This window comes from Pseudomonas sp. 6D_7.1_Bac1 (assembly GCF_025465945.1).
GTDB lineage: Bacteria > Pseudomonadota > Gammaproteobacteria > Pseudomonadales > Pseudomonadaceae > Aquipseudomonas.
Genome location: NZ_JANLNW010000034.1, coordinates 38,817 through 63,383, shown reverse-complemented (window position 1 = coordinate 63,383; position 24,567 = coordinate 38,817). Strand labels below are relative to the sequence as shown.

17 protein-coding genes are annotated in these 24,567 nt (G+C 56.5%); 5 read left to right on the top strand and 12 right to left on the bottom strand.

The window, feature by feature from the left end; all coding sequences use genetic code 11:
• Positions 1-96: 96 nt before the first annotated feature.
• The 4 genes from NTD87_RS08825 to NTD87_RS08810 are packed head-to-tail and all read right to left on the bottom strand — an operon-like array spanning position 97 to position 4,487.
• Complete coding sequence (locus NTD87_RS08825) at positions 97-1,629, bottom strand: glycosyltransferase family 39 protein (RefSeq protein WP_262113311.1); 1,533 nt, start codon at positions 1,627-1,629, stop codon at positions 97-99.
• Entirely contained in the window at positions 1,623-3,128 is a 1,506-nt protein-coding gene (locus tag NTD87_RS08820) for a glucosyltransferase domain-containing protein (protein WP_262113310.1), read from the bottom strand. Before NTD87_RS08820 ends, NTD87_RS08825 begins: the two co-directional genes overlap by 7 nt.
• A gap of 40 nt (positions 3,129-3,168) precedes the next feature.
• Positions 3,169-4,110, bottom strand: a complete 942-nt coding sequence (locus NTD87_RS08815; protein ID WP_262113309.1) for a glycosyltransferase family 2 protein — start codon at positions 4,108-4,110, stop codon at positions 3,169-3,171.
• The gene (locus tag NTD87_RS08810) at positions 4,107-4,487 is read right to left on the bottom strand and encodes a GtrA family protein (protein ID WP_262113308.1); all 381 of its coding nucleotides are present in this window, start codon (positions 4,485-4,487) and stop codon (positions 4,107-4,109) included. Before NTD87_RS08810 ends, NTD87_RS08815 begins: the two co-directional genes overlap by 4 nt.
• A gap of 295 nt (positions 4,488-4,782) precedes the next feature.
• On the opposite strand from NTD87_RS08810, the gene NTD87_RS08805 reads away from it, so the two are divergent.
• Positions 4,783-5,907, top strand: coding sequence for an OpgC family protein (locus tag NTD87_RS08805; RefSeq protein ID WP_262113307.1), 1,125 nt, complete (start codon positions 4,783-4,785; stop codon positions 5,905-5,907).
• Positions 5,908-5,962: 55 nt separating this feature from the next.
• Here the strand turns inward: NTD87_RS08805 and NTD87_RS08800 are convergent, their stop codons facing one another.
• Positions 5,963-7,381: an amino acid permease gene (locus tag NTD87_RS08800; protein ID WP_262113306.1), complete on the bottom strand. Its 1,419-nt coding sequence runs from the start codon at positions 7,379-7,381 to the stop codon at positions 5,963-5,965.
• 362 nt (positions 7,382-7,743) lie between these two features.
• Here NTD87_RS08800 and NTD87_RS08795 point away from each other — a divergent pair, with 362 nt between their 5' ends.
• Positions 7,744-10,893 carry a transglycosylase domain-containing protein gene (locus NTD87_RS08795; protein WP_262113305.1) on the top strand — a complete coding sequence of 1,050 codons (3,150 nt, stop codon included), beginning with the start codon at positions 7,744-7,746 and terminating at the stop codon, positions 10,891-10,893.
• A gap of 172 nt (positions 10,894-11,065) precedes the next feature.
• Positions 11,066-15,745: a dermonecrotic toxin domain-containing protein gene (locus tag NTD87_RS08790; RefSeq protein ID WP_262113304.1), complete on the top strand. Its 4,680-nt coding sequence runs from the start codon at positions 11,066-11,068 to the stop codon at positions 15,743-15,745.
• Between the two features lie 48 nt (positions 15,746-15,793).
• Here the strand turns inward: NTD87_RS08790 and NTD87_RS08785 are convergent, their stop codons facing one another.
• From NTD87_RS08785 to NTD87_RS08765, 5 genes are all read right to left on the bottom strand, one after another.
• Complete coding sequence (locus tag NTD87_RS08785) at positions 15,794-16,288, bottom strand: fimbrial protein (RefSeq protein WP_262113303.1); 495 nt, start codon at positions 16,286-16,288, stop codon at positions 15,794-15,796.
• A 66-nt stretch (positions 16,289-16,354) separates the two neighbouring features.
• Positions 16,355-17,098, bottom strand: coding sequence for a molecular chaperone (locus NTD87_RS08780; RefSeq protein ID WP_262113302.1), 744 nt, complete (start codon positions 17,096-17,098; stop codon positions 16,355-16,357).
• A 59-nt stretch (positions 17,099-17,157) separates the two neighbouring features.
• Complete coding sequence (locus NTD87_RS08775; RefSeq protein WP_410017479.1) at positions 17,158-18,417, bottom strand: hypothetical protein; 1,260 nt, start codon at positions 18,415-18,417, stop codon at positions 17,158-17,160.
• A 32-nt stretch (positions 18,418-18,449) separates the two neighbouring features.
• The gene (locus NTD87_RS08770; RefSeq protein ID WP_262113300.1) at positions 18,450-20,972 is read right to left on the bottom strand and encodes a CS1-pili formation C-terminal domain-containing protein; all 2,523 of its coding nucleotides are present in this window, start codon (positions 20,970-20,972) and stop codon (positions 18,450-18,452) included.
• A gap of 109 nt (positions 20,973-21,081) precedes the next feature.
• Positions 21,082-21,570, bottom strand: coding sequence for a fimbrial protein (locus tag NTD87_RS08765; protein WP_262113299.1), 489 nt, complete (start codon positions 21,568-21,570; stop codon positions 21,082-21,084).
• A gap of 531 nt (positions 21,571-22,101) precedes the next feature.
• On the opposite strand from NTD87_RS08765, the gene NTD87_RS08760 reads away from it, so the two are divergent.
• Both NTD87_RS08760 and NTD87_RS08755 read left to right on the top strand, forming a co-directional pair.
• Positions 22,102-22,680, top strand: a complete 579-nt coding sequence (locus NTD87_RS08760) for a PadR family transcriptional regulator (RefSeq protein WP_262113298.1) — start codon at positions 22,102-22,104, stop codon at positions 22,678-22,680.
• Positions 22,677-23,462 carry a siderophore-interacting protein gene (locus NTD87_RS08755; RefSeq protein ID WP_262113297.1) on the top strand — a complete coding sequence of 262 codons (786 nt, stop codon included), beginning with the start codon at positions 22,677-22,679 and terminating at the stop codon, positions 23,460-23,462. Before NTD87_RS08760 ends, NTD87_RS08755 begins: the two co-directional genes overlap by 4 nt.
• Before the next feature lie 203 nt (positions 23,463-23,665).
• On the opposite strand, the gene NTD87_RS08750 is transcribed toward NTD87_RS08755, so the two are convergent.
• Complete coding sequence (locus tag NTD87_RS08750; RefSeq protein WP_262113296.1) at positions 23,666-24,319, bottom strand: Pr6Pr family membrane protein; 654 nt, start codon at positions 24,317-24,319, stop codon at positions 23,666-23,668.
• Between the two features lie 9 nt (positions 24,320-24,328).
• Positions 24,329-24,559 (bottom strand): VF530 family protein, encoded by a 231-nt coding sequence (locus NTD87_RS08745; protein WP_262113295.1) that lies wholly within the window; start codon positions 24,557-24,559, stop codon positions 24,329-24,331.
• Between the last annotated feature and the right edge of the window lie 8 nt (positions 24,560-24,567).

Sequence of the window (24,567 nt, the reverse complement as noted above, 5' to 3'; positions counted from 1 at the left end):
GTCTGTGCTGACGCTAAACGTTCTCGATAGAACGGCCTGCTGTCATTGATAAAGGCTAGCTAACGGGGCTGCTCGGGTCGGTTTTTTTTAGGTTCTTCACGGAATTTCAGGACACACTGAAAATAACCGCGCGTCTCCATCACCCGCAGTAAAGGTATCGAGCAACTGCCAGCTTCCAGGGATGACCACCTTTTGCGCCCCGTCACCACGACCGTCCAGAACCCACACCCGACCTGAGCTTGGCGTTAGCCATTCAAGGTTATCGAGGTAGACCTTGTCTGCGCTTTGTTGAATCAGTGTCCATATTTGATAACCCTCAGGACGTCCGGAAGTACCGTCCTGATGCGCTGGCGTATAAAGCATTGGCGTCACGCCGGTCTTGTTGTAGTACACGAAGGGATAGTAAAGAAACATATTGGCAACCAAGATACCGTCGCCAGGATGAGCCAGAGCATTGATGTGCTCTGCCAGGGCATCCACCTTGTTGACCTCGGCATACACAATATGCCCCCTGTGATAAACGTTATATAACCCGACACTCTCTATAGACACCATCAATACCAGCAGGATAAAAAACAACGCTTTTGCGTGCCCCCACAGCGCATCCAGCGCAACCGCCATGATCATCGGTAGGCCCAGCGCAGCGAATACAAAATAACGATAAACAAACAGTGGATGTACGAGAGAGACAAGCGCAATCAAAGCCAGCGGAAACCAGGTATACATGACGAGCAGCGTGCTGAATTTTTTCTCGCTCCTGTCCCGCATGACAATCACTGCCGACACTGCCAAACACAACAGCGGCAAGCTATAGAACATCCAAACCGATTCCTTTGGACCCTCGCTATAACTCACAAACTGCCAGAACGCTGAAACCACAGTAAAAACATCCAGCGGCACTATCCAGTTGAACCCGGAAAACCTTGACTGGTTTATCAGACTGGGAACCCAGGGCACGAAAAGCAGAATGACGGCCCCGTTGGCCACCCACCAAGCGGGCGCTAACAACGGTTTGTGTTTTACTTCACGCGAAAACCCCAACACCAAAAGATAAGCCCAATGCGACGCCATGCACACGGCAGCAAAATAGTGGGTATAAAGTCCTGCCACCATCAGCAGCACATAGACAGCAAGAGGCCAATGACCGCCCGAGCCTTTTACCCAGTAAACGAAAGCAATCGTTGCACCGACCATTAACAGCCCGAGCAACGCATACATGCGAACTTCCTGACTGTAGCGGACAGCGATAGGCAGTAATGCCAACATAATGCCGGCCAGCATCGCCGCACGTCGTGTACTGAGCAAACTAACCAGCCAGATGCCGAGCACGACGGTTGCGACATCCGCCAGTGCGCTCAGACTTCGAGCCGCAAAAACGCCATTTCCGAACACATTCATCCACTCATGCAACAGCAGATAATACAGCGGCGGGTGCACATCTCGAGCGGTATGAAACAGGATTTGGGATGGATCATATGAACTCAACAGCAAGGTAAACCCTTCATCGGCCCAGATAGCCGGCTTGCTCAAGTCATGAAAACGTACCCAGGCAGCCACTAGCATAATCAACAGTGCCCAGCCTGTATCCAGGAGCGCGTAATGACTTGATCTGTTGATTTCTCTTACCACTTATCTTCTCCGGACGAGGGCACTTCCTTCATAACGATAAAGCCATAATCGCCAATCAGATACATGGAATAGAACTTACTGTCCACCAGAGGCGTGTACTTTCGATACCCCACCAGCGTCGCATTTTTTCGCTCCTTTTCCGGAACGACATTGGTAATACCTGCCCTGAGTAGATTTTCAGACAGCATATAAAAATCAATATTGAGTATGTATTTCAGTACCGGGATCTGTTCAAAGCTTCCCTTGGCACTTAGCAACCAACCATTTGAATAGTTGATGGCCATGTATATCCGCTTCGCCTCGCGTAAACGCTGATGGGAAATAATATCGTAAGCCATATTGAATTCAGCATTCAGCCCAAACTCTTTCTGTAAGTTCAACACCCGCCCATACGCATACGAAATGGAAAGCATACTGAGCAACGGCACAGCCAATAAAACACCGAGCCTGGCGTTAACAGTCACCAACAACTGATGAGCCAGGTAAAAAACAAATACCAAAAGCACACCAAACCCCAGTAACGTCCTGGCTCCCTCATTGAAAAACCTGAACAACAGGGCCGCACCTGACACCAGGAAAATCAGGAATGCAATCAGAAGAACGTACAAAAGAAATAGAACTACCTTTTTTAACAACGTCTCTTTTCCCTGAATTATTTTTCGCCCAACCAGTCCTCCACCAACGACAGCCAACAACAATACAGCCCACGATAACCAACGATTTCCACCCTGAAAAAGCAATCCGATCTTTTCGACTAATACCCCTCCGTTACTCAGGATCAACCAAAACCCGCTTACATTGAACGGAATCATCTCCAGGCGTTCATGGGTCATCAGTGGATAGATCATCAAAAAATAAATGATCAACCCCACTGCCAACTGCAACGCTTTCAATCCCGCCATTGACGACAAACAGGCAAGGGACTCTTTATTATTAAGACCTCGAACCAGCTCGATACAGCACAGCCCCAAAAACACATTGACACTCAGCTGATACAAACCGAGCCCAACGGCAATAAGCGCACCGGGCACCAGTACCTGAACGACGGTAGCTTTACTTTGAAATACAATGGCATAAATAACCGCCACCAGGCTCAACGCCGTTGCCGGCCCGTCATATTGATAAGATAAATTTTGCAGAAAAAACGGGTTGTACCACAGTGGCAGGAGTACCAGACAACAGGTGACATCGGGCATTTTGTAGTAATGCATCGTCAGTTTCGTCAAGGCAAAAGCCATGGCAGGCGTGGCGATCAACAGGGGTAACGGGAAAATATTGGGCGCACCCGAGGTAAAGGTCAGGGCCTTGTAAAAAATCTCGGCCAATAACCGTCCCTGCTCCGTCCAGGCAGTGCCGGCAGCCAAAGACCGCCAGTTATCGTCTATATAGTAATAATCAATCAGTATCAGCGGAAGTACGTAAATAAAAGCGGCCAGTAAAAAAAACACAAACACTTCACGACCAAGCAGCTCCTTATTCAATAAACTCAGCACCTTCATTTCGGCGCTCCTTTCTCAGCACCCGCCTCACAGACGTCTTTTACAGTTCGCGCTTACCTTTGCCGCCAATAATATCTTTCACCACATACCTTGGCCGATGCTTGGATTCAATATAGATGCGACCCACATACTCACCCAATATGCCAATACCGATCAGCTGAACACCACCCAGAAATAAAATAGCGGTCATCAATGAAGGATAGCCCGGTACATTATTGCCGAAGAAAATCTTGTCCAGCACCATATAAATGGCATAAAAAATTGCAAACAGGGAAATCGCACTCCCCACATAGGTCCACAACTGCAATGGCACCGTACTAAACGAAGTAATACCTTCCAGTGCCAGATTCCACAACTTCCAGATGTTGAACTTGGTGGCGCCCGCCACGCGTTGGGCCCGTTCATATTCGACGACCACTGTATTGAACCCCGCCCACGACAGGATGCCCTTCATGAATAACCGATGTTCCGGAAGCGTGCGGATCACGTTCACGACCTTACGGTCCATCAATCGAAAATCACCGACGTTCTCTTCGATACGGGTGTAAGCAATCCGGTTCAACAGGTGATAGAACAGCGCGGCGCTCTGCCGTTTCAGGTAACCGTCAGCGGCGCGGCCGTGGCGTTTGGCGAGTACCACATCAGCTCCATTCTTCCATTCCTGGATCAGTAGCGGAATCACGCTGATCGGGTCCTGCAAATCGACATCCATCGGTATCACCGCATCACCACTGGCATACTCCAGCCCGGCAAATAACGCGGGCTCCTTGCCGAAGTTGCGCGAGAAGTTGATGACCAGTACCTGCTCGTCAGCCAACGCGAGGGCTTTGGCCCGCTCTGCGGTCTGGTCGGAACTGCCGTCGTTGATGAAAACAATCTCGACGTCACAATCGGCCAGCGACAGTTCCTGACGGACAGCCTGATAAAACAGGTTAATCGCCTGCTCTTCATTGAACACCGGAACGATCAGCGAGATCTTCACTGCTCGCGCTCCCGAAAGACGAAAAATTTCGAGTAAAAAAAACCACAAACCAGACTGATGCCGGAAAAGACCACCAGGGTCATCAGCCCTGGCAACAGTAACTGATCCGCCACATAACCCACGCCATAGCTCATCAGGCCCATAAACCCGACAAACAGCAGATAGCGTGAAACGCTGGTTTTTTGTTTGAAGGTGTATCGCGCATTGGCATAAAAGGAAAAAGAGACGGCCAGACAAAAGCCCACAAAATTACTGGGGGCCTGACGAAAACCCATGGCCGTGTGCAGAACAAAAAACGTTGACCAGTGGATCAACGTATTCAGCAGGCCAACCGACACAAATCTGGAGAACCCGTGAAATGCGGGTCTGATGTCCATTGCGTTTGTTTCCAATCTGAACGCATGCCCTGGATCAAGCTTGGCACCCCTGCCCCACTTGTCTATTTTCCAGTCAACAAATAGACCAGTGGCCGAAAATGCCGCACTACCGACTCGCCTTCAACGTTCAGAGGTTTGCCCCAACCCTGCCCGTCCAGGCGCTGAGACATCCGGTAATAGCCCACCTTTGCAATTGCCGCCAAATCACGCCACCCTGCGCGCCGCCGATGTGCGGCGCGCAACCTTTTGCGCCGCTGACCACTCTTTACTCACACCTGTTCAAGAGCCCGTTGTCATGACCCAAGGACGCGACCTTCGCATCGATTTTTTTCGCGGACTGGCGCTGATCTTCATTTTCTGGGATCACGTGCCACAGAACCCCCTCGCCCATTTCACGGTGCGCAATTTCGGCTTCAGCGATGCCGCGGAGATCTTCGTGTTTCTGGCCGGCTACGCGGCGGTGCTGGCCTACGGCAAGATCGCCCGGCGCGATGGTTTGCTGGTAGCCACGATAAAAATCCTGCGCCGCGCCTGGGTGCTGTACGTGGTGCATATATTTCTATTGGCGCTGCTGATGGGCATCGTATTTTTTGCCAACAGCCACGTGGAAACCCGTGACCTGGTGCAGGAAATGGGCCTGCAATACTTCCTCAGCAACCCGCAGCAGGCCTTGGTCGATGAGTTGTTGCTGCGCTTCAAGCCCAACCTGATGGATCCGTTGCCGCTGTACATTCTGCTGTTGCTCGGGCTGCCGCTGGTGTTGCCGATGATGTTGCGCAAGGCCGAGTACGTGGTGGGCTTATCGGTGGCGCTGTACATGCTGGCACCCTGGTTTCAATGGAACCTGGCCGGGACCGACGGTGGCGTGTGGTTCTTCAACCCGATGGCCTGGCAGTTGCTGTTTATCCTCGGTGGCGCAGCGGCGATTCACGGTCAGCGACCATTTGTGCCGCAAACCCGCACCTTGTCGCGTCAGCCGCTGTTTGTCGCCGCGGCGCTCTATCTGTTGATTGCCGGATTGATCGCGCTGTCGTGGAAATGGCCGGCGGTGCATGACGCCTTCATGCCCCGAATGCTGGGCGAATGGCTGTACCCGATCAGCAAGACCAATCTGTCGCCAGCGCGATTGCTGCACTTTTTAGCGCTGGCCTACGTCATTGCCAAACTCTTGCCCAACAGCGGCTGGACGCAAAACTGGCTGGCGCAGCAAAGCTGTCGCATGGGCCGTTACTCGCTGGAGGTATTTTGTTTGGGTGTGCTGCTGGCGCCGCTGGCGGACATGCTCAACGCGCTGACAGAAGATGCGTGGGCGATGCAGGTTTTCAGTGCGTTGCTGGGAGTGGGATTGATGGCCCTACTGGCCGCGTGGCTGGATTGGAACAAACGGCTGAACCGGTCGGCGCAAGTCGCCGTAGCCTGAACTCAAAAAGCCCCGATCTGGCGACCGGGGCTTTTGCTTTTACGGGGTTACCCACTTACGAAGCCGAGCGCACCGCACCGTGCGACACGTTGGTCGGTTGCAGCTTGAACACGTAAAACAACACGGTCAGCAGCACCAGGAACGCCGGCCCCACGTACAGCGCGACGCGAGTGTCCGGGAAGTAAGCCATCAGGCCAACCACCAGCACCAGGAACGCCAGCGCCAGGTACGAGCTCACCGGGTATAGCCACATGCGGTACTTGAGGCCGACACGTTCAGCCGGACTCAGGCCTTTGCGGAACTTGAGCTGCGCCAGCAGGATCATCACCCAGGTCCAGATCGCACCGAAGGTCGCAATGGCGGTGACCCAGACAAAGACTTTTTCTGGCACCAAGTAGTTGAGCAACACCCCCAGCAGCAACGCACCAATCGACAGCAGCAACGCGCGACGCGGCACGCCATTCGAGGTTTTGGCGAAGCCGGCCGGGGCCTGACCGTTCTGCGCCAGGCTGTAGAGCATGCGCCCGGTGCTGAAGATGCCACCGTTGCAGGAGGACAGTGCGGCGGTGATCACCACGAAGTTGATGATGCCGGCAGCGGTCTTGATGCCCAGACGCTCGAAGGTCATCACAAACGGACTGCCCTGAGTGCCAATTTCGTTCCACGGGTAGATCGACAGAATCACAAACAGCGCGCCGACGTAGAACAGCAAGATGCGCCAGAACACCGAGCCGATCGCATTCGGAATAGTCTTCTGCGGATTCTTCGCTTCACCGGCGGTCAAGCCGATCATCTCGACGCCCAAGTAGGCGAACATCACCATTTGCAGGGACATCAACACGCCCTGCACGCCATTGGGCATAAAGCCGCCGTGGCTCCACAGGTTGGAAATCCCCAGCGCAACACCGTCGTTGCCGAAGCCGAACGCGATCACGCCGATACCGCCCACCACCATCGCAATGATGGTGACGATCTTGATCAGGGCGAACCAGAATTCGAATTCACCGAAGGCCTTGACCGCGATCAGGTTGATCGAGCCCATGCTCACCAATGCCGCCAGCGCCCAGATCCAGCGCGGTACATCGGGGAACCAGATGCCCATGTACACCGCCACCGCGGTAATTTCCGCGACGCAGGTCACCAGCCACAGGAACCAATAGTTCCAGCCCGTGAGGAAGCCTGCCAACGGGCCGAGATAGTCTTGTGCATAGCGGCTGAAGGAGCCGGCGACCGGGTTGTGCACGGCCATTTCGCCAAGGGCGCGCATGATCACCAGGATCGCCAGACCGCCGATGATGTACGACAGCATGATTGCCGGGCCGGCCATTTCGATGGCCTTGGCCGACCCCAGAAACAGGCCGACACCGATACAGGCGCCGAGCGCCATCAAGCGAATATGCCGTTCGCCGAGTTCGCGTTTGAGCGGACCGCCCTGAGCGGTCTCGCCGTGGGGTTGGTGATTGCCTACTGGCATAAGGGTACAACCTCCTTGTTATTGGATATGACCACCGAGCGTCGAAACGCGGACCGATAAGCCTGAACTTCCTGATACCGGATCCACTTCGTGGGTCGATCCGTCTTGTAGGAAAAAACCTGCAAGATCAGCGAAGCGGCGCCGAGTATTGCACAGCAATGGTGCAGCGTCATGCCCCTACCTAGGCCGTATTTACCTGCCAGATAGCTCTATCTCAAGCCTCTCAGACAACCGCCAACCTCCCTCGCCACAGTCAATCGTATGTTCGCAGAAATTCTGTATTCACAAATTTTTCACCAGTTCCAACCAGCGTCTAAGCTTCAGACAAGTCCGATAAATCTGCGTGAATGGATCAATCGACTATGGGCGCTTTATGGCAATCCGATTCGAGTAAAACTGTGGAACCAACTGATCGCGTGGAAGAAGCGCCTTTACCGAAAAAACCTCGCCGCCCCCGTTATGCCTGGCGGATGTTCTGGTTGTTGCTGGTGATCATTCTGATCGTGCTCGGGTTTGCCGCCGCCAAGGAAATGCGCACCGCGAAACTGCAGGCGCGCGAATTCAGCCAGTTTGCCGCTTCGTTGAGTTACTCGATGCAGCCCGGTCCCAGCGATTCGATTTTCTATCCGGGCGCCGGGCCTTTCGACAAGCGCCTGGGCTACAGCGCTCTGGGTGAGTTTTTGCCACGCTTGCTCAAGCGCGACTACATGATCGTCGCGCAAACCCGCTTCTCGCCGAAACTGTTCGACTACAGCGAAAAGGGCTTTTTCGTGCCCTACACCGAGAAAATCCAGGCCGGTCTATCCATCACCGACTGCCGCGCCTTGCCGTTGTATCAGTACAACTATCCGCAGCAACTGTATTCGAGCTTTGCTGCAATCCCGCCGCTGGTGGTGCACAGCCTGCTGTTCATCGAGAACCGCGACCTGCTCGACCCCAATCAACCCTTGGCCAACCCCGCCGTGGACTGGCCGCGTTTTGGCAAGGCCGCCTGGTCGCAAGTCGCCAAACTGTTGCACCTGCCGGGTCAGACGGCCGGTGGCAGCACCCTCGCCACGCAGCTGGAAAAATACCGCCACTCGCCGGATGGCCTCACGGTATCGGGCAGCGAGAAAATCCGGCAGATGATATCCGCCAGCGTGCGCGCCTATCAGGATGGCCCGCAAACCCTGGAGGCACGGAAAAACATCGTGCGTGACTACCTCAACAGCGTGCCGCTGTCGGCGGTGCCCGGCCACGGTGAAGTGCATGGCATGGCCGAAGGGCTGCGCGTTTGGTACGGCGCCGATTTCGGTCAGGTCAACGAAACCCTGAGAAGTGTTGCCAGTGACCCGTTGAGCCTGTCTCAACGCGGTCTGGCCCTGCGTCAGGTGCTGTCGCTGATGATCGCCCAGCGTCGGCCTTCACACTATTTGGCCAACGGTCGTGACGAACTGGCGGACCTCACCGACAGCCACATCCGCCTGCTCGCACAGAACGCCGTGATCGACGCGCCTCTGGCCGCCGCCGCACTGGCCAGCAAAGTGACCTACCGCGACTGGCAACTGCAACCGACCATCCAGCCGATCGAAACCAACAAGGGCATCAGCGTCGCCCGCAGTCGACTGGGCGCCCTGCTCAATCGCCCTTTGTATGACCTCGATCGTCTCGACCTGTCGGCCACCAGCACCTTGCAATATGACCTGCAAACCAAGGCCACCGAGTACCTCAAGCATCTGGCCGACCCGGCCTACGCGGCGCAATTGGGCCTGCTGGGCGAACACCTGCTGACCCCCACCAGCACGACCCAGGTGCGCTACAGCTTCACCCTGTTCGAGCGGACCCCTGATGGCTCGCGCGTGCGTGTGCAAACCGACAGCACCGATCAGCCCTTCGACATCAACGAGGGCAGCAAGCTGGAACTGGGCTCCACCGCCAAACTGCGGGTGCTCACCATGTATCTGCAGATCATCTGCGAACTGCACGACCGTTATGGCGACAAGACACCGGCCGAGCTGAAAAAAACCGACGTCCCCGAGCAGGATCGGATTACCCGCTGGGCCGTCGATTACCTGATCCAGAACACTGACCGCAGCCTGCCGAAAATGCTCGATGCGGCCCTCAACCGTACGTACTCGGCCAACCCCGGCGAATCATTTTTCACTGGCGGCGGCCTGCACACCTTTCACAACTTCCGTAAAGAAGACAATGGCCGCAGCCCGACCCTGCGCGATGCCCTGCGCGAGTCAATCAACCTGCCGTTCATTCGACTGATGCGTGACCTGGTGCGCTACAGCACGTACTCGGGCCCCAATAACAGCGGTCAATTGCTCACCGATGATGAAAACCCTCGGCGCCAGGAGTATCTGGCGCAATTCGCCGACCACGAGGGCACTGCATTCCTGCTGCGCTTCTGGAAGAAGTACCAGAAGAAAGACACCCAGGCTCGCCTCGAGACCTTCCTCGACGGCATGCACCCGACGGCGATTCGTCTTGCCGCGGTGCACCGCTACCTGCTGCCCGAGGCCAGCCAGGAAAGCTTCAACAGCTTTGTGCGTTCACACCTGAAAACGGCCAAGAAAACCGATAAGAATATTGAAAAAACCACGGGAAAACCCAACGAAAAACTCACTGACGAGCGCCTCGAAAAACTCTATAAAACCTACGGGCCGGGCGCCTTTGACCTGCCCGACCAGGGCTTCATCGCCAAGGTCCACCCACTGGACCTGTGGCTGATGGGCTACTTGCTGAACAACCCCGACGCCAAGTTCAGCCAGATCGTCAAAGCCAGTGAATTCGAACGCCAGGAAGTCTACAGCTGGCTGTTCAAGAGCCGGCACAAAGGCGCCCGAGACAGCCGCATCCGGACCATGCTGGAGATCGAAGCGTTCCTCGACATTCACCAACGCTGGCAAGCCGTCGGTTACCCGTTCGACCACCTGGTGCCGTCACTGGCCACGGCCATCGGCAGCTCCGGCGATCGGCCAGCGGCGCTGGCAGAGCTGATCGGTACGATTCTCAACGATGGTGTGCGTATGCCGACCCTGCGCATCGACAGCCTGCATTTCGCTGCCGGCACACCTTATGAAACAACGCTGATCAACGATCCGAACAAAGGCAAACGCGTAATGCCATCCGAAGTGGCGACGGCGATGCGCGAAGCGCTCTCGCAAGTGGTGGACGCCGGTACCGCCAAACGGGTCGCCGGTACGTTCAAACTGCCGAACGGCACCCCGCTGGCCATGGGCGGCAAGACCGGCACCGGTGATAACCGCATCGAAGCTTTCGGTTCCGGCGGGCGGGTTCTGAGCTCGAAATCGATCAACCGCACGGCGACCTTTGTGTTCTATATCGGTAACAACCACTTTGGCACCTTGACCGCGTTCGTCCCCGGCGTTTCGGCGCAAGCCTACAAGTTCACCTCGGCGCTGCCGGTGCAAGTGCTCAAGGGCATGGCGCCGATTCTTACGCCGTACCTGCAACCGGGCAGCCACACGTTGTGTCAGGCAAACGTGGCAAGTACTCAACCTTAAGCAAGTTCAGACAGGAACGTTTCGAGTGGCGGTAACCCTGTATTTTTTACTCTTCAATATTGAGAGGTTTGAGTCGATACCAGCACTGTTTCGAACGTATATTTGAGCTTTTTTCGGGCTGATCTCTTACCTAGTCTGGTCGCTCCACTATTGATCAATGGACGATCAAGCAATGCCCAATCCTCCCCTGACACTTCATCGGTCAGATCAGGCGACCTCAGCCTCTGCCGATAACAGTATTCACTATGCGCTGGTCAAAAAAGCCATCCCTTCCTGGCTGCTGGGTATTTCAGCGCAACGGGTCAACGCATTGAAAACCGTCAGACTGACGATGCCTGACTGGCACAGAAGCGCTTCGGCCGCGGCCCACCAAAACCTGAAAAATGAAATGCAGCTCGCCTGGAACGCGCAGAACGACGTGGATCAGGCACTGAGCAACCTGCAAGACGTACACACGTTTGCCAAACCCTTGCTGCAAAAGACGCTGAAAGATCGCTTCGGCATAGACGATGACGTCGAGGACACCTGGTTGCGACTGTATGCGCCGGCGAAAACATCATGGTGGGTGAATGACTTTGCGTCAGGCACACAAAGCCGAACTGTTTCCTTGCTCGATGCGGCGCTGCACAACTTTTCCAGCAGCGAAACATTCACCGCCGACTCCGAGTTCATCACCCGGCCCGACGTCCGGGGGCACTTCGCCGTAAAACGCCTGAAGCACAAAATCAGCATCGATCAGTTCAAGGCATTGTGCCGCGAGCTGAACATCGGCGCGCAATACCAGCAGCACCTGAACGAGTTTTTGCTTTCATCCAATCGAGTGGCCGGCAACGTATTGCGCCACAAAGTCATTCACAGCCAAAAGAGCACGTTACGTGCGGCTGCACGAATGGCCCTGATGAAAAACGATATCGGCCAGAACGCTTACGACGTCGTGCTGGGGATGACTGATGAGCGAAAAAATCTGCACTGGAACGGTCAATCCGTCAGCTATTACAACCTGGCAATGATGGATGTTGCGCTGACCGGTATTGTCCTGATCGCCGCCGAAACGTTTACCAGCGGCGAACCTGTTCCCCTGATCGCGTATGTCCCCCACGACCCGGAGCATCCACTCAAGCAATACCCGTCGTCGCTTGAGTTCATGGCAGAACTGACCCGTCAGTTACGCGACACGCAACCCACCGGACACTATCAACAGTTCTTCAGCCAGTTCGTGGCCCATCAACAACGGGGACATTTTTTTGCCGGGTTGAATGACCGTCTCAGCAAAGTGAAATGGCAACCAGCCCCACCGGGCTCCAACTTGCCCAGTTGGCGTGAAACGCCTGTGGATAACCCCAACCTGCAGTTTCGCCTGTCCAGGATTCAGGATGATCGCGAGAACCGCTTCACCGGTGATCTGTGGGGATACGTCTACCGGCAGAAGCTGAACAAGATTTTCAACGACGCACAGGAAATCGCGATTCCCACCGAGTACGCCGACCGTATGGCGCGTTGGGCCTGGTGGGACAACCTGGAAAAAATGCTCTCGGACATTCTGAACGTCGCGTTGCTGGTGGCGACACCGTTTGTGCCTTATCTGGGTGAACTGATGCTGGCTTACACCGCCTTTCAACTGACTGACGAAGTGTTCGAGGGCATCGTCGACCTGGCTGAGGGGCGATTGGCCGAGGCCGCTGAACAGGCCATCGGCGTGCTGGAAAGCGTTGTACAACTCGCTGCGTTCGCCGCCGGGTTGAAAGTTGGCAGCCTGGCCCTTGTGAAGCTCTCACCGTTTATCGAAAGTATGAAACCGGTGCAATTGGCTGATGGCCAGACACGTTTATGGAGTCCCGACCTCTCGCCTTATCAACAGCCGGAGCTTGCCTTGCCGGCGGACGCCAGACCCGATGCATTGGGCATTTACCAACATCAAGGCAAACAGATTGTGCGGTTGGACAAGCAACTGTTCGAAGTGGAAAAAGACCCGGTCACCGGGCAGCACCGCATCAAGCATCCGCAACGGCCCGACGCTTATGCCCCCACCCTCACCCACAACGGCCACGGTGCCTGGGTCAGCGAAACGGAAAATCCGCGTCTGTGGGAAGACCCGCCCCTGATGCGCCGTCTGGGTCACACCACCGACGCCTTCAGCGACACCCAATTGGAACAGATTCGCCAAATCAGCAGCACCGATGAGACCGTACTGCGCAGGATGCATGTTGAAAACGCGCCGCCGCCACCGCTGCTGATCGATACCCTGCAACGCCTCGGATCCCCTGTAAACGCCGCTGAAGCGTTATCCCCCGACATCGCGTTGATGTTCACCGACTTCCCCGAGCTGCCTGAAAATATCGTGGAAAGAATCATGGCCAGCGCCACGGCGTCGGAGCGCCAGCAGATCGCACAGAACAATCGCCTACCGCTGCGACTGAAAAACCGGACCCGAGAACTCCAGTTCGAAGTCAGCTCAGTCAGAGCCGCACAAGGCCTTTACCACGACTCATTGTCCAACATCGACACTGAACGTCTGGTATTGGGAGCCTTGCGCATCTACACCGACACGTTCGGCGATCTGCGCATTGAAATCCGCCAGGGAACGTTCGATGGCGAGCTGCGTTGCAGTGCAGGGCCCGAGGATGCAACACAGTTACGAGTATTGATTCGAAACGACGCGGGTAAGTATCAGGTGCGTGATGGCTCGAATCAGCCGATCCATGAAGCCGATGGTCTACTGGAAGCGATCCTCCAGGCCACGCAAAAGAACGGGCGCAACGCATTGGGCTATAAACCGGGCGACGCCGAGTTCTTCAGGCAATGGGTAATCGCCAAGACGGCGCCCCCCAGTGAGCGCCGGACCGTTCTGGCCCAGCCGCCGATCCGCGCCATTGCCGAGCGTGATACCGAACTACTGGTGCGCGGCGGCGCCCTCAGCCGTGGTGGAGTCACCCTGCATGAACGTATCGAGGACCTGCATCCGCATTTCAGCGCCAGCGAAATCGACGCCTTCGCCGAAGCCTTGATCGCCAAAGGTGAGTCACTGAGGGCCATTGAACAACAGGAAAACGACCTCGATGAATTGCACGTGATTGTCCGTCGCTGGGAGCTCCAACAACCCAAAGCATGGGGCCCTGGCGGGTTCGATTTTCGCGACAACGGCGGACAGCACATTGCCGAACGCCTGATCGACTGTTTCGAACGCAAGAACACTGACCTCGGTAACCGAACTGACCCGGACAGCTACTCACTTGACCTGTCCAGGGAGTTGCTGCCACTGGATCTGCAAACCTGGTGGTCGAAACGTCCGGAACTGAAGAAGTTTCTCGACAAGGTCCGCGTGCTGAAGCTCGACAACACCCGGTTTTCCAGCGAGTCGAACGGTTTGCTGAAGGACTTCCCGAACCTGCGCGAACTCAGCGCCAAAGGCTGCGAGCTGACCCGTTTGCCCCAGAGCATCGGTTCCATGCACAGACTTGAGCGCTTGCGGCTGAGCGACAACCAGATCGTGCTGGACGCCCCGGCGGTGGAGCAGTTGAAAAACCTGACCTACCTGGAAATTCTCAGGCTCGAGAACAATCCGCTGGCCTTGCCGCCACACATTGGCCGAATGCCGCGGTTGACGGTGGTAACGCTGAAAAACACCGGGCTCTCGACCTGGCCCGAGGGAGCATTGGCCAAACCGCGACCGCGTGGATTTTTTCTGGACCTGCGGGATAACCCGATCACCCGGATACCTGAGGTAGTACCCGGCTCGTCGCAAGCCGCCATCGTGGCCCGCACACGTCTAAGCCTTGACCGCCTGACGGAGCCGGATCGGTTGCACGTTGAAACGCTGCGTCGCTCCGTTGGATTGCCTGCCGAACCTGTATTGCCATCTGCTCAGACGAACCCGGCGCTGATCATTTCGAATCAGTACGCTTCGCTTTGGCGAGACGTGCCGGGATGGGGGGTTGATCGCGATATCTTACTGTCGGAGCTGATCGACGAGCCGGATGCAGAAAGCTTCGCAGCCTTGCTTGTCGACATGCAAAACTCTGCGGATTATCGGGCCGGCGGTGAAACACGGGCCAATCTCTTGCAACGCTTGTGGCGAATGATGGACGCCGTTCACATCGACACCCGTCTTCGGGAAAAGCTGTTCACCATGGCGATCGACCCGGTCCGCTGCGCCGATGCCGGTGCGCAGTTGTTCAACAACATGGGTATCGAAGTCCTGGCCTCGGAGGCCTACTCCTACTCCACCAGCGCAGAGCAACTGGAGCAGAAACTGGTAACACTGGCCAAGGGTGCCGCGCGCCTGGAAACGGTCAACGAGATCGCCCGGGCCGACATGGCCAGCCGCCCTGGCAATCCGGACGAAGTCGAGGTCTACCTGGCCTATCAAACCGGTCTGGTACGACGCCTGAATCTGCCGTGGCAATCGGAGTACATGCTGTTTCGGGAAGTGTCAGGGGTCAGCGACGAGATGATCGATCAAGCCTATGACACGGTTATGGCCCTGAGCGAAGGCGATGGTCTGGTGAACCGGATGCTGGAGCAGGAATTCTGGGAAAACTACCTGCTTGAACGCTATCCCGTACGGATGGAAACCAACAAACGGCGCTTCCAGAGCAAAGCCGCTCAGCTCGATGACCTGCAAGCCACGCAACGGCAATGGGCTGACAAAACACTGGCCGAATTTCAACGCCGCGAATTGAAAAACCGGCTTGCAACGCTGATGGATGGATTTTCGATTGCGGAAACCGAAGTCTTCGTCGATGAACCGATCAGCGATGCGGTCATTAACCGCTTGCTGGTGGATCTGGGGGATGAGGAAAAGGGACTGGCCAGAAACCTGACCCGAGCGGCTCTGCGCAGCGCCGGACAGTAAAACCCCGATACCTGCCTGACAGCCATCGCTGTCAGGCAGGTGTCTCTATCAGGGCGCCGCGGCATTGAAAATCAGCTGGACATTTCCATAATAAGTACCCGGTTTAAAGCCGCCGGCCGGCGCTTTCGGTTGTATTTCCAGAGGAAAACGCCCCCCCGCGACCGCCTGCGCTACGGGCACCACTTCCCGAGGTTGGGGATCATGGCTCAACGCTCTGCCATTGAAGCTGACATGCAGATAGATGTTCTGATCGTCACGGCCATTGGACAGGTACGGTTCGCTCTCCAACCGGGCTTCGATCGCGCTGGTGTCATGCTTGACGTCGAAGTTTTTGCGCAACCCACCCAACGTCGACGTATTCAGATTCCACGGCAACGTCTGTTCGAGATGAATCCAGTTGGTCTCGGCCGGTATCACATAAAACCCCAGCGTCGGAATGTCCACCGACACTTCGAAAGTGTGTTCCTCCCGCGCCGCGAACGTCGAAACACTCGTCAGCGCCACGACGCCCACCCACAAGGCGATGGCCGATTGCTTGATCATGTCAGGTACCTGTTGCATCAAAAATGAAGGTTGCGCGAACACTGTTCATTCACGATTACCCGGGCATTACTGGCTGGCGATGCGCAACCTCTTTTTGGCGTGACCCTCGACCAGGTTGAAGCGGTATTCACGCCCGGGCTTTTTCTCGAACTCGAAGGTCTTGCCCGCCAGGATGTGATGCTTGGTGGTCGGCTCGCACTCGGTTTCGCTTTTCAGCGAACAGTTGCGAAACTCATCGACCACCACCACTGTGTTGCCGTTATTGCGCAGCCGGTAGAGGCCCGGACTGTCATCGATCACGCTGTCGAAACGGCTGTTCTTCGGTCTGACGAAGAACACCGTGCCAAACCCGGTCATGACGTTGACGCCCGCCGACAGGTTTTTTTTGTATTCATCGCGCTCGTCGCTGGACACGGCGAACTCGTCCTCCTTTTCCGGTACCACCGGCACGAAGCGCACGCGGAAATAACGCTCGGTGTCACGCTCGCCCATGTGCAACAAACGCGTTCCCTGCATGCCATTGGCCGGCACGATCAACCGCGCGGGGCTGGCCATCAAACCATCACGACCGCTTGCGTCCGCCTGTGTCCTGACCGGCACTTCACGGGATGTGCCATCGGCGTCGTAAATGATTTCCAGGATGTTGACCTTGACGAACGCCGTACTGTCGCCGCTGTTGAACACACGCTTGAGGTACGTGCTCTTGTCGCCATCCAGATAGTCGTACACCGTTCCGACGTTGATCTGCGGCCCGGCCTGAAGGCCCAGGGAAAATCCGCTCAGTCCCATCAGCAGCAATAGACGTTTCATACCTTTGAACCTCATCCCATTGAACATGACACGCTCCCGGATCATTGATACAGCGCCCATCAGACTTCCGAATCCCAGATGACCGTAATGCGCCCGGAATATCTGGACGCGACACCGGGTTGCAACATCTGCTCCATCTCAAGTCGCGCAATTTCAAAGTGCAACACGCCGGGTGCTCTATCTACATAGGAACCAGGTTGATAGAATCGCGCGTAGGACGGTCCCGCTCGTAACAACTCATACTTGACGGGACGCCCAGCCATATCTGTCAAGCCTGGAGGCAGGCTGACATAGGTCTTCAGCTTGACCGACCGGTTGGAAACCGGGTCCTTGATCAAGCAGTCATAGAGATCGATTTCGCAATCCAACTGCATCTTGAAACGCGATGACACCGAGATGAGGAACGCTTGGTCACGGAACAAACGCACCGGTCTGCGGCCCGCTTGTAACCAGTTTTGCCAGCCACCATCAGGCACCAACTCGACTTTTTCACCACCGGGAGGGATATCGACTTTCAGGGTGTGCTGAACGTCCAGAACGAAATGCAGGGCCAGGTAGGAGTCGGTCGGGATCATGACGTCGCCGAAGTCAAAATCACCGCCTGGGCCGAGGCGATAACTCAGGCTCCCGGTGTAAAGCCCTGAAGACATTTTCAACGGGTTAGGCGTGCGAAGTTCGTAGGCGAAGTCCAGATAGCCATAGGTCATGGCGGGAATTGGAAAATTGGCCACTTTGACGCAAGCACGTTCATCCGAGACTTTCCAGAAAAAAGCGTACGTGCTCTCCCCATAAAACCCGACCCCGGTGGATGCACAGGGAGACGCGGGATACAGCCAGCCCGCGCCTTTCCATAACTGATCGTGCCCTTCTCTTGCGCTCAAGGCTCCGGTTAGATTGACGGCCGTATCACTCAAAACATAATTGGAACCAATGCCGGCAATACGTACTTCGACCGTTTCGACTTCGTTCGTATCTGTATTCGTGACCGTCAACGAACGCCACCCCCCCGGCACTTTGAACATGGCACTATTGCGTGGATCAGCATCGGCTTGAATGGCCTTGTTCGACTCGACGCGCGTCGGCAGCCGGATACTGAAAGTATTGCTGTTGCGACATATATCGGGGTAGTACTCGCAGTAACCACTGAGCGGCGTCTGATTGACGAACTCGTTACGTTGCGGATTGGCCGAGTCAGGCGTGAACAACGCTCTGATTTCCTGGGTTACCGCCTCTGCCGGGGGCACTGCAAACACCGCGAACAGCCCCAGCCAATGGCTACGGCGCTTCCATCCAGGCGAAAAAGTCTTGAGATTCATGATTGCACTCTGTCTTGAAACACTATCGGCGCCACTCAACCGGCCTTCTGCCGGGTGAAGGTGACATCGGCCAACGTGTCCGGGCTGCACCGCAGATCACCGATCATCAACACGTTGTTTTCGCTGCGGTGTTTGTCCACATCGAGCCGGAACTGGCACAGCAACTGATCGGCATGCCGCACCTCAAGGGTTGGCGAGCCGGCGTTCATTTCCATCGAGAAGAAGCCGTCGACCTCACTCACGCCACGGCTGGCGTGGTTGATCACGTGATGGCCCTTGAGCGGCCGGCCTTGCGGATCGAGCAGACGACCGAGCACGGTCAGGGTTTTCATCACCCGCACCTTGCGGTACTCCACGCCGCCCTTGTTCAGGTGATAGCGGGTACGCGCCGGTTCGATGGTCGCCGCCGGCACATGGTTACCTTCGAAATCGAAGCTCAGCGAGCTGCTCTTGTAGGCGGTAATCGGAATGAAATTGCGCCCTGGCCGCAGGGCCGCGCTGCCACCACTCAGGTCGTCGGCGCGCAAGGCAATACCCTCGATGTCGGACTCCACGTCAACAATCATCCCCGCCTCACGCCCCTGGTGCTGACTGGTCAACACCATGCGTTGCGCACCAATGGCCAGCGTGCTGTCCAGGTTCACACCGCCGGTCAAGTTGCCGTTGTAGGACGAGCGCTGGACAAAGCCGTCGCCGTTGATCACGTCTGTACGAAAGTTCGCCAGGCTCGACACACCAACGCCATAGGTGTCGGTGAGCGCCGTCACCGATACGCTCTGCAACACGTGGTCTTGCAGGTCTTTGCGGTAACCGAGCGACGCATTGTTGTCGCGGCTGCCATCGCGTGCGGTGCGCGTACCGAGGCTGCCCGAGATTTGCTGACCCGGCCCGCCCAGCGCCATATTGATGCTCAGGTCGACCCCGCGATTGCGTGCATTACCGCTGCTGAAACTGCCGGGGCGGTCGAACAGCGAGAGCCGCCAGTTGGCATCGCTGCCAAACACCTGCGTGCGCTGCGTCCATCCCAGATCTACCCCCACGCCCTCGGTGTTGCCTTCACTGTGGGACACTCGAGCGTTGAGCGAACTTTTGCGGCTGATCCGATGGTTCAGTGCCAGTGATGAATTACTGGTCTGCCCCGTGAACACGTTGCGTTGGCGCACGCGGGTGCCATCGGGCAGGGTGTCGAAAATGTCACGAGTGTCGAGCCAACTACGGTTGTGGCTGACCACCAGACTGCCGCTGCCATAGTTGTAAAGGCCTTGCACATCGGCCCCGGTGCCGTGGTCTTCGGTCCGATACAGGTTGGCGTACAGGCTGGTGCTGTTGGCCAGGGTCCAGTCGATGGAACTGCCGTATTGCAGCTTTTCACGCACCTGGCGCGCCGACAGCCCGAGAATCACCCGTGGGTGCAGCAGGTAGTTGATCGACGCGCCAGCGGTCGCATCGCCACTGGCCTGCTGATCCCAGTTGCTGAGCAGTTTGGTTTCCTGCCCGGCAAACAGGTTGTAGCGCCAGCGCTCATCATGGTTGCGCCAGTTGTTTGGTTTGTAGACCAGTTCCAGCGTCGTCGAAGTGATTTGACCGTCTTCGATCAAGCGAACTTCCACTTCATAGATGCCTCCGGGCAGCGGCCGGGTGTCGAGGGTCTGCAATCCGGCTGGCACCGCTTGGGTATTGATCAGCAGACCGTCGCGGTAGATTTCCACCGAGGCCTGCCGATTGGCGGTGACGTAGATCGGATAAACACTGGGTTTCGGGCTGTCGATCGCCAGACTGTCGGAACTGCCATACATCAACCCGACCGCCGTATCGGGACTGGTGCCGAACGAACGGGGCTGGCGCGTCAAACCTTCGGAGTTGGGGGTGAAATACCCCAGGCGAACAAAACTGCCTTGCAACTCACGTTGGGTGTAAAGCTCGTATACCGAGTGATAGAGCTTGTCATCCGGTCCGCCGAGGCGGGCCAGTTGCAGATTGAGGGTCTGGCTCCAGTTACCCAGGCTGCCGCTGGCCTCGAGACCAAAACGCCCACCCAGATCCTGATCCTGGCCGCCATTGAGGTTGAGCTGGTTGCGCACGATCAGGCCACTGCTGCCGCCTTCCGGCTGATCGTAAAAGCGCTTGGTTTCAGTGTCGCGTTCGGCATTTTCAGTGACGATCGACACCAATGAATTTTCGAGGTTGTAGTGGATCGCCAGCATCTGCTCTGGACACGTACCGGCACAGGCGCCCAGCGCCACCCCGGGCTTGAGGTAATCGGCCCAGGTTTCACGCTCGCTGGCGCTTAAGTTGCTTTCGCTGGTATCGGTAAACTCGAGCAAGGTGATGCGGTCATCGCGGGACAAGACAATCATGGCCTCACCGAGCGGCTGTTGGTCGAGTTCAACCCGAACCGCCAATGGCACATCAAAGAAGTGCTCCTCGAACTCCGCCGGCAAGCCTTTGGCCTGGGCCAACAAACTTTTCGGTGTAGGACCAACAGGAACGGGCGCGGCGAATGCACTGCTACAAAACAGCAACGCAAGTGCAGCCGCGATGGGCGTCATCGGGAACATGAACGAGCACTCTAATGACTAATAAGTTAAAGCCCGGCCGACAAACAGACGTCGTTGCCAGCCGGTTACGTTACTTAGGCAAGTAAGCGTTGGGTGTCGTACTTTCTATTCAAAGAGCGACAGGGGGAACAGCGTCAAACAACATGGTGACTTCACCGGTGTAATCGCCCGGAGCAAAGGTTGTGCCTTTTGCACTGATACGCAGAGGGGCGCGATAGTTCACGTCCGACTCGGCCTCGCCCACGACCATTTGTGGGGTGTTGTTGAGCTCTTTGTTGTTGAGCTCTACTTTCAGGTCAATGGTGCTGGCACCGGAGATGAGCTTCGGCGTGCCTTGCACACTGGCGTGAACCGAGCCGTTGTTGTTACGTACGTCGAAAAAGCCGTTCACCTGGCGCATGGTACCGGTGGCCGGGTTGTGGCTCATATCCTGATCCTTGTTGACCAGATCCGGATCGACTGGAACGACGTAAAAGCCGTTGGTCGGAACGTGGGCAACCAGACTGATGGAATGGTTGGCTTCGCCTGCGGCAAATACAACGGAAGAACTCAGAGCCAGAACAGCCAATGGAGCAGCAATTGCGAGTTTCTTGAACATTATTCGATACCTGTCTTTTTAATAGGTTTTGATCATCGAAAGTTTAAAAACCCAAGGCCAATACTGCACCTTGATAGCGCTTTGTCTTAACTTTCAACGCCGGCAAATGATCAAGCAATTTCTATGGAAAGTAAGCAGGCAAGTTCCGGCGAAGCTGTAGCCATAACGCCGCAGGCAAAGAGTGACAAAACCCGAAAAAACAGGAAAAGCTGTTATTAACCGTAAGAATAAGACGACAAACAGATTTACCGAAAAAACAAGACAGACGCCATCGCCCTGCAATATCCGTATCACTGACACCAGGCAACTAGCAAACAAAGGCCAGAGCCGAACAATTAGAGAGTTAACACTAATTTCCAAGTACACACGGGAATTAAAACCCGCATTTTATCGATATGAAATCGTCCGACAATTTCATACACAAACCGCTTACCTCTGCCGACGCCGGGACCCGACCGTTGGTCCTGCGCCCTTGACCTTCCGTAAAGATATATCTTAAGTTGTATCTAAACACGACGAGAGAACGCAAAAATGAGAGACCATCATTCCCACCGAGAACACAGCGAGGGCCGCGACGGCTTCGAAAAACGCCCTGGCCCCGGCCGCGAACGCGGTGGCCGCGGACCGCGGGTATTCGCCCCCGGCGATCTGAAACTGCTGTTATTGGCGCTGATCGCCGAGCAGCCGTGCCACGGCTATGACCTGATCCGCCAGATCGAAAGCATGTTCGACGGCGCCTACAGCCCAAGCCCCGGCGTGATCTACCCGACCCTGACCTTTCTTGAAGAAAGCGAAATGATCCTGGGCGACGCCGATGGCGGAAAAAAACGCTACAGCATCACCGACGCCGGACGTCTGTCATTAGGCGAACAAGCGATTGCCCTGGACGGCGTGCGCATGCGCATCGAGGTCAGCAAGCGCTCGTTGCGCGGCCAGGATCGCCCGGCCGAAATTCACGAAGCGGTGCACAACCTGCGCCACGCCTTGCAAATGCATCACGGTCGCTGGAGCCCGGAAGAAATCCTGCGGGTGCGCGACCTGCTCAACAACACCGCCAAAGCCATCGTCGATGGCCCTGTCGTCAAACCCGTTCAGGAGCAAGCCGAATGACTGAAGTCATCGTGCAAACCATTCACCGTGTCAGCCACGAGCTCAAACGCCGCCGTCTGCAAGTGCTGCGAGTGGTCGACCTGACCCCGCGCATGCGCCGGATCACCCTCGGCGGCCCAGAGCTGGCCGGCTTCGTCAGCCTTGGAACGGATGACCACGTAAAACTGTTTTTCCCACAGAACGCAGCAGAACACGCGGCGCTGGAAACCCTGGTGTTGGGCGCTGGCAAGGACAACGGGCCAATGCCTGAGATGCGCGACTACACGCCACGTCGCTACGACCTGGACACGCTGGAACTGGACATCGACTTCGTGCTGCACGGTGATGGCCCGGCCGCAACCTGGGCGGCGCAGGCCACACCCGGTCAGTTCCTGCACATCGGCGGGCCACGGGGTTCGATGGTCGTACCGGATGTCTTCGACAGTTATCTGCTGATCGGTGACGAAACCGCCCTACCCGCCATCGCCCGCCGCCTCGAAGGCCTGGCGGCCAACCGTCGTGCGCTGGTGGTGGTGGAAATCGAGAACGGCGCCGAACAGCAAATCCTCGACAGCCCGGCCGAGGTCAAAGTGATCTGGGTTTTACGCGAAAGTGGCAAGCACCACCTGCTGACCACCGTGCAGCAACTGCCCATGCCGAGTGGTGAGCTGTATGCCTGGATCGCGACGGAATCCAAGGTTTCACGGCAGATTCGACGGGTGCTGCTGGATGAGAAAGGTTTGAATCAGGATCAGGTGAAGGCCGTGGGTTACTGGAAACTGGACGATAGCGACGGAGAATAATCATCCGACTGTATTCCACATCCCGTAGCAGCTGCCGAGCCCGCGAGGCTGCGTTCGGCAGCGCAGCCGTCGTAAAATCAGGCAACGCGTTCTTACAGGAAAACCGCGTACACAGGGTTTGCGAGGACTTCGTCCTCGAACGCAGCCTCGCGGGCTCGGCAGCTGCTACGGGAGTTAGTTGCTACAAACGCGGTCAGTGATGGTTAACGCCGCCCGCGCCACCGATCCAGCCCAACCACCACCAGCGCAATCAGCACAAACCCCAGCAATATCCCGCTGGCATTGATGAACACCTGGGGATAACCGAGTTTTTCAACATCGATGAACGGATAGGGGTAGAACCCCAGCGAGTGCCCACGCAACAAGACAAAAGCGAAATACACCACCGGGTAAATCACCCACCCTGCGATGTGGCCCAGGCGCAAGGTGCCCTTGGGCACACACCGCCACCAATAGAGCAGAAACAGCAGCGGCATGACGTCATGCAGCAACTCATCGGCGATGAACTGCCAACCCTGCGGGTGCCATAAATGCCGCAGCAACAGGCTGTAGGCCAGACCGACCAGCGCAATGCTCGCGGCAATCGCGCTGCTGACCCACGGCTGCAAAAAGAACGCACGGCCCTTCGACTCGCGTGAGGTCACGGCACAGGTCAGCACCGTCGCCGCCAGCGTGTTGGTCAGCACCGTAAAATAGCTGAAGTAACTCACCAGCCCTCCGAGCAGACTGGCGTCGACACTCCAGCGACCGTAAAACACCAGGTACAGCTGAATGCTCAATCCCGACCAGCCCAGCACGGCGGCCGAACGGATAAAGCGTCTCATGACGGGCGAAAGTCGAGTCAGCTCGGCGGGCATTTCTATTCCTTAGAGCGGACGTTTGGTGCGCATCAGCTTGACGTAAAGCTTTTCGACTTTCTCACGGGCCCACGGGGTTTTGCGCAGAAAGGTCAGGCTCGACTTGATACTCGGATCACTCTTGAAGCAGCGAATGTCGATGCGCTCGGCCAGCCCCGACCATTCGTAGTGTTGAACCAGCGCGGTGAGGATCTGTTCCAGGGTCACGCCGTGCAGCGGGTTGGTGTTCTGTTCGGTCATGCCGGGCC